Raw genomic sequence first — 14,077 nt, forward strand, 5'->3', positions numbered from 1 at the left:
TTGCATGCGGTGATGTTCTCTGTGGTGGGGGAGGGGCGTGGGCGGTTGCCGTTCTCCTTTGGTGGGGTGTCGTTGTGGGCGTCGGGTGCGCGTGGTTTGCGTGTGCGGTTGGTGCCGGTGGGTGCGGATGCGGTGGCGTTGGAGTTGGCGGATCCGGTGGGTGGTCCGGTGGCTTCGGTGGAGTCGCTGGTGCTGCGGGAGGCTGCCGGTGATCTGGTGGGTGGCGACGGCCGCCGACGCGACCACCTCTTCCAGACCGACTGGGCGAAGCTTCCCGTGAGTGCGGGTGCGAGTGCGGGCGCGGGCGCGAGTGGGGGCCCGGATCTGGTGGCGGCCGCCACAGCCCTCCCGGGACCGGGGGAGACGGTCCCGTCCGACGTACTCGTACGCGTCGAAGCCACGGACGGCGACCCCGCCGAGGCCGCCCATGCGGTGACCACGCGGACTCTCGATCTGATCCAGACATGGCTTGCGGAGGAGCGGTTCGAGGGCGCACGCCTGGTGATCGTCACCGAAGGCGCGGTGACGCCCGACGGGCCGACCTGCGACCCGGCGTTGGCTGCGGTGTGGGGTCTGGTGCGGGCGGCTGGGGTGGAGCATCCGGGGCGGTTCGTGCTGGTGGATGTGGATGGTGGGGTGGAGTCGTGGTCGGTTGTCGCGGGGGTGCTCGCCTCGGGTGAGGCGGAGTGTGCTGTACGGGGTGGTGTCGCCTTCGTTCCGCGGCTCGGTCGGTGCTCTTCGGCCGGTGAACTGGCTGTGCCTGTGGGGGAGTCGGCGGGTTCGTCGTGGCGGCTGGACATTCGTGAGAAGGGGACGTTGGAGGGGCTGGGGCTGGCTCCTTTCCCCGAAGCCGACGCGGAGTTGGCGCCGGGGCAGGTGCGTGTCGGGGTGCGGGCGGCGGGTGTCAATTTCCGTGATGTGTTGAATGCGCTCGGGATGTATCCCGGTGATGCGAGGGACTTCGGTCTTGAGGGCTCGGGTGTGGTGACCGAGGTCGGTCCGGGTGTGGCGGATTTGGCTGTGGGTGACCGGGTGTTCGGGATGTTCTCGGGTGCGTTCGGTCCGGTTGCGGTGGCGGATGCGCGGACGGTGGTGCGGGTTCCGTCGGGGTGGTCGTTCGCGGAGGCTGCGTCGGTGCCGATTGTGTTTCTGACGGCGTATCACGCTCTCACCGAATTGGCGGGTGTGCGGTCGGGAGAGTCGGTGCTGGTGCATGCGGCTGCCGGTGGTGTGGGTATGGCCGCGACGCAGTTGGCGCGTCATCTGGGTGCTGAGGTGTTCGGTACGGCGAGCGTGGGGAAGTGGGACACGCTGCGCGGCCTCGGTTTGGATGACGCGCATATCGCTTCGTCGCGGGACACGGACTTCGAGGCGGCGTTCCTTGCTGCGACCGGTGGTCGTGGTGTGGATGTGGTGCTGGACTCCCTCGCGGGGGAGTTCGTGGATGCGTCGTTGCGGCTGCTTCCGCGGGGTGGCCGGTTCCTGGAGATGGGCAAGACCGATGTCCGGGACCCCGACGCGGTTGCTGCCGAGCACTCAGGCGTGAGGTATCAGGCGTTCGACCTGATGGACGTGGAGCCGGAGCGGATCGGGCAGATGCTGGCCGAGCTGGTCACGCTGTTCGAGGCGGGAGTTCTGCGGCCTCATCCGGTCACGTGCTGGGACGTACGGCGCGCTCCGGAGGCGTTCCGGTACCTCTCCCAGGCGCGGCACGTGGGCAAGGTTGTTCTCACGGTCCCGGCGCCGCTGGATCCGGACGGCACGGTGCTGATCACCGGTGGCACGGGTGGCCTGGGCGCGCTCGTGGCCCGGCACCTCGTCACCGAACACGGCGTACGCCACCTGGTGTTGGCCAGCCGTCGCGGTGCGGAGGCGCCGGGCGCGGACGAACTCGTCGCCGAACTGGCCGACGTAGGAGCGAGTGTAGAAGTGTCGGCCGTGGATGTCACGGATCGTGCGGCGCTGGCGGACGTACTCGCCGCGGTGCCGGGTGAGCATCCGCTGACGGCCGTGGTGCACACGGCCGGTGTTCTGGACGACGGCGTGGTGGCGTCCCTGACCCCGGAGCGCATGTCCCGGGTGATGGGGCCGAAGGCGGACGCGGCGGTGCATCTGCATGAGCTGACGCGTGGCGCCGACCTGTCGGCGTTCGTCGTCTTCTCCTCCGTCGCGGGGACGTTCGGTAGTGCGGGGCAGGCGAACTACGCGGCTGCCAACGCCTTCCTGGACGCCTTCGCCGCGAGCCGCCGTTCCTCAGGCCTGCCCGCCACCTCTCTTGCCTGGGGCCCATGGGCGCCCGGCGCCGGCATGACCGCAGACCTGAACGAAGCGGACCTGCGGCGCATGGCGCGCGAGGGCATGCAGCCGCTCGATCCGGAACGAGGACTGGAACTGTTCGACGGCGCGCTGGAGATCGGTTCGGCGCTGGAGCGAGCGGCCGTTCTGCCGATCAACCTCGACATCGCCGCCCTCCGCAAGCGTGGGCACGAGGTCCCCGGCCTGCTGCGCGCGCTCGTTCGCGCCCCCGCGCGCCGGGCCGTCGAGGCGCAGGTGTCGGCCGGTGGTGCGACCGAACTCCGCCAACGCGTCCGAGGGCTTCCCACGGCCGGGCGTGAGAAGTTCCTGCTGGATCTCGTCTGCGGACAGGTCGCATCCGTCCTGGGCTACACGTCCGCCACCGATGTGGAGGCGGACCAGGCGTTCAAGGCACTCGGCTTTGACTCGCTCACTTCGGTCGAGCTGCGCAACCGTATGAATGCCGCCACCGGCATGCGTCTCCCGGCGACTCTGGTCTTCGACTGCCCCACCCCCGCGGTGCTGGCCCGTCATCTGCTGGCGGAGCTGTCCGACGGGGAGGAGGCCGGTTCCTCCGCGCCCGCTCTGCCCGCCGTGGTGAGTGCGGGCGATGATCCGGTGGTGATCGTGGGGATGGCGTGCCGTTTCCCGGGTGGTGTCGAGTCGCCTGAGGATCTGTGGCGGCTGGTCAGTGAGGGGAGCGATGCGATCGGTGGCTTCCCGACCGACCGCGGCTGGGACCTGGACGGTCTCTATGACCCTGAGCCGGGGCGGATCGGCCGTACTTACGTGCGTGAGGGCGGCTTTCTTCACGAAGCCGCGTTGTTCGACGCGGGGTTGTTCGGGATCTCGCCGCGTGAGGCGTTGGCGATGGATCCGCAGCAGCGGTTGCTGCTGGAGACGTCGTGGGAGGTCTTCGAGCGGGCGGGCATCGATCCGTCAGTCCTGCGCGGAAGCCGCACCGGCGTCTTCGCCGGCGCGATCACACAGGACTACGGCTCATGCATGCGGGCCGGCGAACACGACTCGGACGGCTACCTGCTGACCGGTTCGACGGGCAGTGTGGCGTCGGGTCGTATTGCGTACACGTTCGGTTTCGAGGGTCCTGCGGTGACGGTGGACACGGCGTGTTCGTCGTCGTTGGTGGCGTTGCATCTGGCTGCGCAGGCGTTGCGGGCGGGTGAGTGTGATCTGGCGTTGGCCGGTGGTGTGACGGTCATGGCGGGTCCGGAGATGTTCGTGGAGTTCTCGCGGCAGCGGGGTCTTGCGTCGGACGGTCGGTGCAAGGCGTTCTCGGACGGTGCGGACGGTACGGCGTGGGCCGAGGGTGTGGGTCTGCTGCTGGTGGAGCGGCTTTCCGATGCGCGCCGTAACGGGCATCGGGTGCTGGCGGTGGTGGCCGGGTCGGCGGTGAATCAGGACGGTGCGTCGAACGGTCTGACGGCGCCGAACGGTCCGTCGCAGCAGCGGGTGATCCGCCAGGCCCTGGCCGGTGCCGGGCTCAAGCCTGCGGATGTGGATGCGGTGGAGGCGCACGGTACGGGTACGCCGCTGGGTGATCCGATCGAGGCGCAGGCGTTGTTGGCCACCTATGGCCAGGATCGTGAACAGCCGTTGTGGTTGGGGTCGTTGAAGTCGAACGTCGGTCATACGCAGGCTGCTGCGGGTGTCGGCGGTGTGATCAAGATGGTGATGGCCATGCGGCAGGGGATCCTGCCGCGCACCCTCCACGCTGAGGAGCCGTCCTCGCACGTGGACTGGTCGGCCGGTGAGATATCCCTGCTCAAGGAGAACGTGGAGTGGCCGCGGCCGGATGACCGTCCGCGCCGCGCGGGCGTGTCGTCCTTCGGGATCAGCGGCACCAACGCCCACGTCATCCTCCAACAGGCCCCCGACACGCCGACGGATCACTCGGGACCGGAAGACGACACGCCGTCGCGGCCCGTCCTCGTACCCGTCGTGGTGTCGGGTGTCGGCGATCCGGCCGTTCGCGATCAGGCCGGGCGCCTGCTGGACTGGCTCGAGGGCACGTCCGGCGACGGCGTCCCGGTGGCCGACGTGGGCCTGGCGTCCGTGACGACACGGGCCGTACTGGAACACCGCGCCGTGCTGCTCGCCGCCGATCGGGCCGAACTGCTCCAGGGCCTCCGCGCGCTCGCAGAGGGGGCGGACGCGCCCGGGATGGTCCAGAAAGCGGAGACGCGCGCCGGACGAACCGCCCTGCTCTTCGCCGGTCAAGGTGCGCAACGGCTGGGCATGGGACGGGAGTTGTACGAGACCTACTCGGTCTTCGCCGAGGCGTTCGACGCGGTGGACGCGGAACTGCCGTTCTCGCTGCGGGAGGTGGTCTTCGGCGAGGACGCGGAGCGGCTGAATCGTACGGAGTTCGCGCAGCCTGCGTTGTTCGCGCTCGAGGTGGCGCTGTTCCGGCTGCTGGAGTCGTGGGGCGTTCGGCCCGATGTGCTCGCCGGTCACTCCATCGGTGAGATCGCCGCCGCGCACGTCGCCGGCGTGTGGTCGCTGGCCGACGCGTGCCGCCTCGTCGTGGCCCGGGGCCGGTTGATGCAGGAGTTGCCCGAGGGCGGCGCGATGGTCTCGCTCCAGGCGTCCGAGGAGGAGGTACTTCCGCTGCTGGAGGGGCGCGAGGCCCAGCTCGGCATCGCGGCCGTCAACGGACCGCACTCCGTGGTCATCGCCGGCGTGTCGAGCACCGTCGACGAGACAGCCGCCCACTTCCGCGCCGAGGACCGCAGGACGACGGCCCTCCGTGTCAGCCACGCCTTCCACTCTCCGCTGATGGAGCCGATGCTGGCCGACTTCCGCAAGGTGGCGGAGACCCTGACGTACGAGCGCCCGGCACTGGCCCTCGTCTCCACGGTGACCGGAGAGGTCGCGAGCGCCGATGAGTTGATGTCGCCGGAGTACTGGGTGCGGCACGTCCGCCGGACCGTCCGCTACGGCGATGCCGTGCGCACGCTCGCGGGCATGGGTGTCGGCCGCTGTCTCGAACTCGGCCCCGACGGCACCCTCACCGCCCTCACCCAGGCGGTCCTGGACGACTCCCAGGAAGCGGTACTCGTACCGGCTCTCCGCAAGCACCGGCCCGAGTCACCGTCGCTTCTCGGCGCGGTCGCCGGGCTGTTCACCCGGGGCGTGGACGTCGACTGGCGCGCCGTCTTCGCCGGGAGCGGCGCACGCGCCGTCGAGCTGCCGACGTACGCCTTCCAGCGGAAGCGGTACTGGCCACTCGCGTCCCAGCGGCCCGGCGACCTGGCCGCCGCAGGGCTCGGTGCGGCCGAGCATCCGCTGCTCGGAGCGGCCGTCCAACTCGCGGGCGGCGGAACGGTGTTGACCGGACGACTCTCGCTGCGTTCGCACCCCTGGCTGGCGGATCACAACGTACTGGGCGCGGCGGTCTTCCCCGGCACGGGCTACGCCGAGCTGGCGCTGCGCGCCGGCGACGAGGTGGGTTGCGGCAGGGTCGAGGACTTGACGATGGCGGTCCCGCTCATCGTGCCGGAGCTGGGCACGGTCCGCGTACAGGTCACCGTGGGCGTCGCCGACGACTCCGGACGCCGCACCGTGGAGGTGCACTCACGCGCGGAGGACGCCTCGGACGACACGCCGTGGGCGCTGCACGCGAGCGGCCTGCTGACACCGGACGAGGCGACGGACACGCCCGGCGGCACGACGTCCGTCCCGGCGGAATGGCCCCCGAAGGACGCCGAGCCCTGCTCCGTCGCCGACGTGTACGACCGGTTCGCGACCGCAGGGCTGGCGTACGGGCCGGTGTTCCAGGGGCTGCGCGCGGCATGGCGGCGTGGCGACGAGGTGTTCGCCGAGGTGGTGCTGCCCGAGGAGCAGGAAGGGCTCGCCGGCCGGTTCGGGCTGCACCCCGCCCTGCTGGACTCCGCCCTGCACGCGGTCCTCTTCGGCCCGCTGGGAGAAGAGGGCGCAGGGAGGGTGCCGTTCTCCTGGAACGGGCTGGCGCTGTACGCGTCGGGGGCACGCGCCCTGCGGGTGCGGGTGGCACCGGCGGGAGCCGACGCGGTGGCCCTGCACCTGGCCGATCCCGCCGGCGGCGCCGTGGCTTCCGTCGAGTCGCTGGCGCTGCGCGAGGTGCCGTCCGAACTGGCGGCGGGCGCGGCAGCGGCCGCTCCTTCCGGGACGTACCGGATCGACTGGACGACGCTGCTGCCCTCGGCCCCGCCGAAATCCGCCGCCGCGGAACGGGCTCCGGACGCCGCGGCCCCCGACGGTGAGGCCTCGCGGGCGGACAGCCGGGTCGTCGTCCTGACGGATCACTCGACCTCGTACGACGACGTGACCGCGCACGACGAGGTGACCTCGTATGACGGCGTGACCTCGTACGACGCCGCAGCGCCGCTCGACGGTGAGGTCCCCGGTGCCGCATTCACCACCGCCGGACCGGCTGCCGTACCCCGCCGCACCTGGTCCGAGCTGACCCGGGCCGTCCACGACGGCGACGCCGCCCCCGAGACCGTGCTGCTCCCCTGGAGCCACTCCCCGAACGCGCCGCACGCCGCGTCGGCCGCCGCGGCGCACGCCGTCACCGCTGCCGGACTGGCTTTCGTCCAGGACTGGCTGGCGGCCGCGGAGTTCTCGGACGCACGGCTGGTCGTCGTGACGCGGGGCGCGGTGGCGGTGACGCCGGAAGAGGAGCCGGATCCCGCGGCTGCCGCCCTGTGGGGTCTGGTGCGCTCGGCCCGGACCGAGAACCCCGGCCGTTTCGTGCTGGCCGACACGGACGGCACTCCGGACGCCTGGGACGCCCTGGTCGCTCTGCTCGCTGGGCCGGACACCGCCGCCGCCGAGACCGAACTCGCGGTCCGCGGAGCCACGGTGCTCGTCCCCCGGCTCGCGCCGGTGGCCTTGGACGGCTCCATCGCCGGTTCGCCGGCCGATTCCGCCCCCTCGTCCGATGCGGGCACGGCCATCGCAAGGTCCGACGAAGGCGACCGGACTCCCGATCCCGACACGGACGCCGGCACGGACGCCGACATCGACATGCACGCCGACACGGGCGCCGACACCGACACGCACGCCGACACCGACGCCGACGTGCATGGCGCGCCGCCCCCGGTGCGGATCGAGGACGGTACCGTCCTCGTCACCGGCGGCACCGGCGGACTCGGCGCGCTCGTCGCCCGTCACCTGGTCACCGAGCACGGCGTACGTCATCTCGTCCTGGCCGGTCGTCGCGGACCGGACGCCCCGGGCGCGGCGGAACTCACCGCCGAACTCACCGGCCTGGGCGCCGACGTGACCGTCGCGGCCTGCGATGTGGCCGACCGGCCCGCGGTGCAGGCCCTGCTGGCGGCGATTCCGGCCGACCGGCCGCTGACGGGAGTCGTCCACACGGCGGGCGTGGTCGACGACGGTGTGGTGGCGTCGCTGACCGAGGAGCGTCTGCGTACGGTGCTGCGGCCCAAGGTGGACGCGGCCGATCATCTCGACGCGCTCACGCGCGATCTGGACCTGGCCGCGTTCGTGCTGTTCTCCTCGGTCTCCGGCACGTTCGGCGGCGCCGGGCAGGCCAACTACGCGGCGGCCAACGCTTATCTGGACGCCGTCGCCCTGCGCCGCCGGTCCCTCGGCCTGCCCGCCGTCTCCCTCGCCTGGGGCCCATGGGCGACCGGCGCCGGCATGACCGGCGACCTCGCCGAGAGCGATCTGCGCCGTATGGCGCGCGGCGGCGTACGGCCGCTCGCCGTCGACCGTGGCCTCGCCGTTCTCGACGCCGTACTGCGGTATGCAGAACCGCCCCTCCTCCTGCCGGTCGATCTCGATCTCGGGGCACTGCGTGAACTTCCCGAGCTGCCCGCGTTGCTGCGCGGTGTGGTGCGCGGCCCGGCCCGGCGTGTCGCACACAGCGGAGGGCACGGTGGAGGCGGCGACGAGCTGCGGGCCCGTCTGCTCGCCCTCCCGGACGCCGAGCGGGAACCGTTCCTGCTGGACCTGGTCGCCGGCCTCGTGGCCCAGGTTCTCGGCCACGCCTCGGCCGGAGACGTCGAGGCCGACCAGGCGTTCAAGACGCTCGGGTTCGACTCGCTGACCTCGGTGGAACTGCGCAACCGCGTCAACGCGGCCACCGGGATGCGGCTGCCGGCCACGCTGGTCTTCGACCACCCGTCGCCCACCGCGCTCGCCCGGCACCTGCTGACCGGACTCGTCGGCGATGCCGCCGACCCGCACGGCCTGGCGCTGCCCGCCTGGAAGGGCGTGGACGACGACCCGGTGGTCATCGTGGGCATGGCCTGCCGGTTCCCCGGCGGCGTCGAGTCGCCCGAAGACCTCTGGCGGCTGGTCAGCGAGGGCGGGGACGGCATAGGCGACTTCCCCGCCGACCGCGGCTGGGACATGGAGGCGTTGTACGACCCCGAGCCCGGCCGACTCGGCAAGACCTACGTCCGCCAGGGCGGGTTCCTGTACGACGCGGCATCGTTCGACGCCGGGCTGTTCGGGATCTCGCCGCGTGAAGCGCTGGCGATGGACCCACAGCAGCGGTTGCTCCTGGAGGTGTCCTGGGAGGTCTTCGAACGGGCGGGCATCGACCCGACTGCGCTGCAGGGCAGCCGCACCGGGGTGTTCGCCGGTGTCATGGGCCAGGACTACAACTCCTGCCTGCGCGCCGGAGCGCACGACTCCGAGGGCTACCTGCTGACAGGCAACACCAGCAGCGTCCACTCCGGCCGGATCGCCTACACCTTCGGCCTGGAAGGCCCGGCGATGACGGTCGACACCGCCTGCTCCTCCTCCCTGGTCACCCTGCACGTGGCCGCGCAGTCGCTGCGGGCGGGGGAGTGCGATCTGGCGCTCACCGGTGGCGTCATGGTGATGTCCACCCCGGACACCTTCGTCGACTTCAGCCATCAGCGCGGCCTTTCCGCGGACGGGCGCTGCAGGTCCTTCGGAGCCGGGGCCGACGGCACGGCCTGGGCCGAGGGCATCGGCATGCTGGTGCTGGAGCGCCTGTCGGACGCGCGCCGCAACGGGCATCGGGTGCTGGCGGTGGTGGCCGGGTCGGCGGTGAATCAGGACGGTGCGTCGAACGGTCTGACGGCGCCGAACGGCCCCTCACAGGAGCGCGTCATCCGTCAGGCCCTGGCCGGGGCCGGGTTGAAGCCCGCGGATGTGGATGCGGTGGAGGCACATGGCACAGGGACACCGCTGGGTGACCCGATCGAGGCGCAGGCGTTGTTGGCCACCTATGGCCAGGATCGTGAACAGCCGTTGTGGTTGGGCTCGTTGAAGTCGAATGTGGGTCATACGCAGGCTGCGGCGGGTGTCGGCGGTGTGATCAAGATGGTGATGGCGATGCGGCAGGGAGTGCTGCCGCGCACCCTCCACGCCGAGGAGCCGTCCCCGTTCATCGACTGGTCGGCCGGTGAGATCTCCCTGCTCAAGGAGAACGTGGAGTGGCCGCGGCCGGATGACCGTCCGCGCCGCGCGGGCGTGTCGTCCTTCGGCATCAGCGGCACCAACGCCCACGTCATCATCGAGGAGGTTCCGGACACCCCCATCGCGCCCGCGGCCGACACTCCCGAACCGGCCACGGCAGGCCCCGAGTTGCCGGTCACTCCGGTCGCGCTATCCGCCGCGTCCGAAGGCGCCCTGCGCGGCCAGGCCGAACGGCTGTGGTCCCGCCTCGACGCCGACCCCGAACTGCGGCTGAGCGACGTGGGACTCTCCTCCACCCTCCGTCCTTGGATGGAACACCGCGCGGTGCTCCTGGCCGAGGACCGTCCCGCACTGCTGCGCGGCCTTCGCGCCGTGGCGGTGGGGGAGCGCGACACCGGCGTCCTCCTCGGCGACCCCGGCCGCTCGGGCCGACGCCTGGCCTTCCTGTTCGCGGGGCAGGGTTCGCAGCGCGTGGGCATGGGGCGGGAGTTGTACGAGGCGTTCCCGGCGTTCGCCGAGGCCTTTGACGCGGTTGACGCGGAACTGCCGTTCTCGCTGGGGGAGGTGGTCTTGGGTGAGGACGCGGAGCGGCTGGATCGTACGGAGTTCGCGCAGCCTGCGTTGTTCGCGCTCGAGGTGGCGTTGTTCCGGTTGTTGGAGTCGTGGGGTGTGCGGCCGGATGTGTTGATGGGGCATTCCATCGGTGAGTTCGCGGCTGCGCATGTGGCGGGTGTGTGGTCGCTGGCGGATGCGTGCCGGTTGGTTGTGGCGCGGGGGCGTTTGATGCAGGCGTTGCCCGTGGGTGGGGCGATGGTGGCGGTGGAGGCGTCGGAGGAGGAGACCTTGCCGCTGCTGAGCGATCGGGTGGGTGTTGCTGCGGTGAACGGGCCGCGGTCGGTGGTGGTGTCGGGTGAGCGGGATGCGGTGGAGGAGGTCGCGGGGCATTTCCGTGCTCAGGGCCGTAAGTCGACGGTGTTGCGGGTGAGTCATGCGTTCCATTCGCCGTTGATGGAGCCGGTGTTGGAGGAGTTTCGGCGGGTTGCTGAGGGTGTGGTGTATGCCGAGCCGCGGGTGCCGGTGGTTTCGACGGTGAGTGGTGAGGTGGCGTCGGCTGCGGAGTTGATGTCGGCCGGGTATTGGGTGGATCAGGTGCGTCGGCCGGTGCGGTTCGCCGATGGTGTGCGGTGTTTGGAGGGGCAGCAGGTCACGCGGTTCGTGGAGTTGGGTGCGGACGGCACGCTGACCGGTCTCGCGCAGGGGAGCATCGAGGGTTCGGGGCGTCTGCTGACCCCGACCCTGCGCAAGGACCGGCCCGAAGCGACCGCTCTCCTCACCGCAGCCGCCGAACTGCATCTGCACGGCGGGCGGGTGGACTGGCGCGCCGTGTTCGCCCCGACCGGGGCGGCCGTGGTGGATCTGCCGACCTACGCCTTCGAGCACGAGCGCTTCTGGCCGGAGGGGGCCCGGCTGGGCGGCCTGCCGGCCCCGGGCGGCTCCGAGGGCGCGGACGCGCGGTTCTGGACGGCCGTCGAGCGCGGTGACGCCCGTGCGCTGGCCGACTCGCTCGGCGTGGCGCAGGATGCGCTGGACGGGCTGCTGCCGGCGCTGTCCTCGTGGTGGAGCGGTCAGCAGGAGCAGTCCCGGGTGGACGACTGGCTGTACGGCACGAGCTGGAAGCCGCTCGGATCGGTCTCCGGTACGGCGCTGCCCGGCCGCTGGCTGGCTGTGCTGCCTGCCGGACTGCGGGACGACGCGTGGACCAAGGCCGTACTGGACGGCCTCGCGGCTAATGGGGCCGAGCCGGTGCCGGTGGTCTGCGAGCCCGGCACCGACCGGGCCGCGCTGGCCCGGCTCCTGGCAACGGCGGCCGGCGACGAGCAGGCGGCCGGAGTCCTGTCGTTCCTGGCCCTGCCCGAGCGGGACGCCGAGGACGCCACCAGCACCGACACCCGTACCGACGCCGAGAGCCACGACGCCGAGAACCCCATTGACACCGACACCGGTGAGAGTGTGCCGACCGGCCCGGCAGCCACGGCCGTCCTCATCCAGGCGCTGGGCGACAGCGGCATCGCCGCCCCGCTGTGGGCACTGACCCGCGGTGCGGTCTCCGTCAACCGTTCCGATCTGGCGCCCGACCCGGCGCAGGGCGCGGTGTGGGGACTGGGCCGGGTGGCAGCGCTGGAGTACCCGGACGGATGGGGCGGTCTGGTCGACCTGCCCCGCGTCGTGGACCGGCGCGCGGTGACACGCCTCGTCGGCGTGCTGACGGGGCGCTCGGGAGAGGACCAGGCGGCGATCCGGACGACCGGCGTGTTCGGGCGGCGACTCGGCCGGCTGGCCTCCGGCGTCCTGGGCGCGGCATGGCGCCCGTCGGGCACCGTTCTGATCACCGGCGGTACGGGAGCGCTGGGCGCCCGGGTGGCCCGGTGGGCCGCCGCGCAGGGCGCCGAGCACCTGGTGCTCATCAGCAGGCGCGGGCTCGAAGCGCCGGGCGCACCGCAACTGCGGGACGAACTCGCCGCGTTGGACGTGCGCGTGACCGTGGCCGCCTGCGACGCGGCGGACCGGGACGCGCTCGCGGCGCTGCTCGCCGAACACCCGGTGGACGCCGTGGTGCACACGGCGGGTGTGCTCGACGACGGTCTCGTGGAGGCGCTGACGCCGGAACGCTTCGCCGCCGCCCTGCGCGCCAAGGCGGTCGTCGCGCGAAACCTCGACGAGCTGACCCGCGACCGGGAGCTGTCGGCGTTCGTGCTGTTCTCGTCGTTCGCGGGCACCATCGGCTCACCGGGCCAGGGCAACTACGCGGCCGCCAACGCCTACTTGGACACCCTCGCCGAGCGCCGCAGGGCGGCAGGGCTCCCGGCCACCTCCGTGGCATGGGGCCCTTGGGCGGAGGACGGCATGGCGTCCGACGGCAGCGTCGAGGAGTATCTGCGCCGCCGGGGACTGACCGGGCTCGACCCCGAGCTGGCGCTGGTGGCGATGGAGCGGCTCGCGGGCGGCGGCGACCCGGCCGCCGTGGTGGCGCGGGTCGACTGGTCGCGCTTCGCTCCCGCGTTCACCGCGGGCCGGGCGGCCGTCCTGCTCGGGGACCTGCCTGAGGCGGGCGCCGCGCTGGAGGACGCCGCGTCCGGCGCCGATGCCGACGGCCTGCGCCAGCGGCTGGCGGGACTGGGCGCGGACGAACGGTCCACAGCCTTGGTCGAGTTGGTGCGGGAGCAGACCGCCGTGGTTCTGGGGCACGCCAGGGCCGACGCCGTGGACGCGGCCCGCGCGTTCCGGGAGACGGGGTTCGACTCGCTGACCGCCGTGGAGCTGCGCAACCGGCTCGGCGCGGCCACCGGGCTGCGGCTGCCCGCGACGCTGGTGTTCGACTACCCCGCACCGATCGACGTCGCCACGTACCTGGACGGCGAACTGGCCGCCCCCGCCGACGGCCCGGCAGGGGGGACCGGTGTCGTCGGCGAGATCGACCGGCTCGCCCTCGCTCTCGCGGCGGAAGGCGGAGTCGGAGGCGACACCCATCTGGAGATCACGACGAAGCTGCGCGGACTGCTGGCGATGTGGACCGGCGACGCCACCGAGGAGACGGAGGACGCGGGTGTGGAACTGGACGGAGCGACGGACGACGAGATGTTCGACCTGATCGACAAGGAATTCGGGATCTCCTGACCACCCGGATCCGGCGATTCACGGTTTCTGCGAGGAAGTAGGGCACGATGGCGAGCAATGAAGAGAAGCTGCGGGAATACCTGAAAAGGGTGACGGCCGACCTTCGCCAGACCCGTAAGCGTCTTCATGATGTCGAGACGAGCCGTCAGGAGCCCGTCGCGATCGTCGGCATCGGTTGCCGTTTCCCCGGAGGAGCCGACACGCCCGAGGAGTTCTGGCGGCTGCTCGCCGAAGGGCGCGACACCGTCGCGGACTTCCCGGCCGACCGGGGCTGGGACCTCGACGGCGTCTTCGATCCGGCGGGCGGTACCGGGACCACGTACGCCCGCCAGGGAGCCTTCCTCTACGACGCGTCGCTGTTCGACTCCACGTTCTTCGACATATCACCCCGCGAAGCCACGACCATGGACCCCCAGCAGCGGCTGCTGCTGGAGACCTCATGGGAAGCGCTGGAGCGGTCGGGGATCGAACCGGGTTCGCTGCGGGGCAGCCGCACCGGCGTGTTCGCGGGGACCAACGGCCAGGACTACCTGGCGCTGATGCTCGGCAGGCCGGAGGAGTCCGACGGCCAGCTCACCACTGGGATCACCGCGTCGGTGTTGTCGGGTCGTGTGTCGTATGTGTTGGGGCTCGAGGGTCCTGCGGTGACGGTGGACACGGCGTGTTCGTCGTCGTTGGTGGCGTT

At 71.8% G+C, this 14,077-nt stretch carries 2 protein-coding genes; both read left to right on the forward strand.

Annotation, left to right across the window (positions count from 1 at the left end; genetic code table 11):
* The first annotated feature begins 102 nt into the window (after positions 1–102).
* Complete coding sequence (locus ABZ822_RS32405; protein ID WP_360862032.1) at positions 103–13,392, forward strand: type I polyketide synthase; 13,290 nt, start codon at positions 103–105, stop codon at positions 13,390–13,392.
* A gap of 47 nt (positions 13,393–13,439) precedes the next feature.
* The coding region (locus ABZ822_RS32410) for a beta-ketoacyl synthase N-terminal-like domain-containing protein (protein WP_360862034.1) at positions 13,440–14,077 on the forward strand (638 nt) is incomplete at its 3' end.

It is taken from the genome of Streptomyces sp. NPDC047108 (assembly GCF_040643575.1).
Lineage (GTDB): Bacteria > Actinomycetota > Actinomycetes > Streptomycetales > Streptomycetaceae > Streptomyces.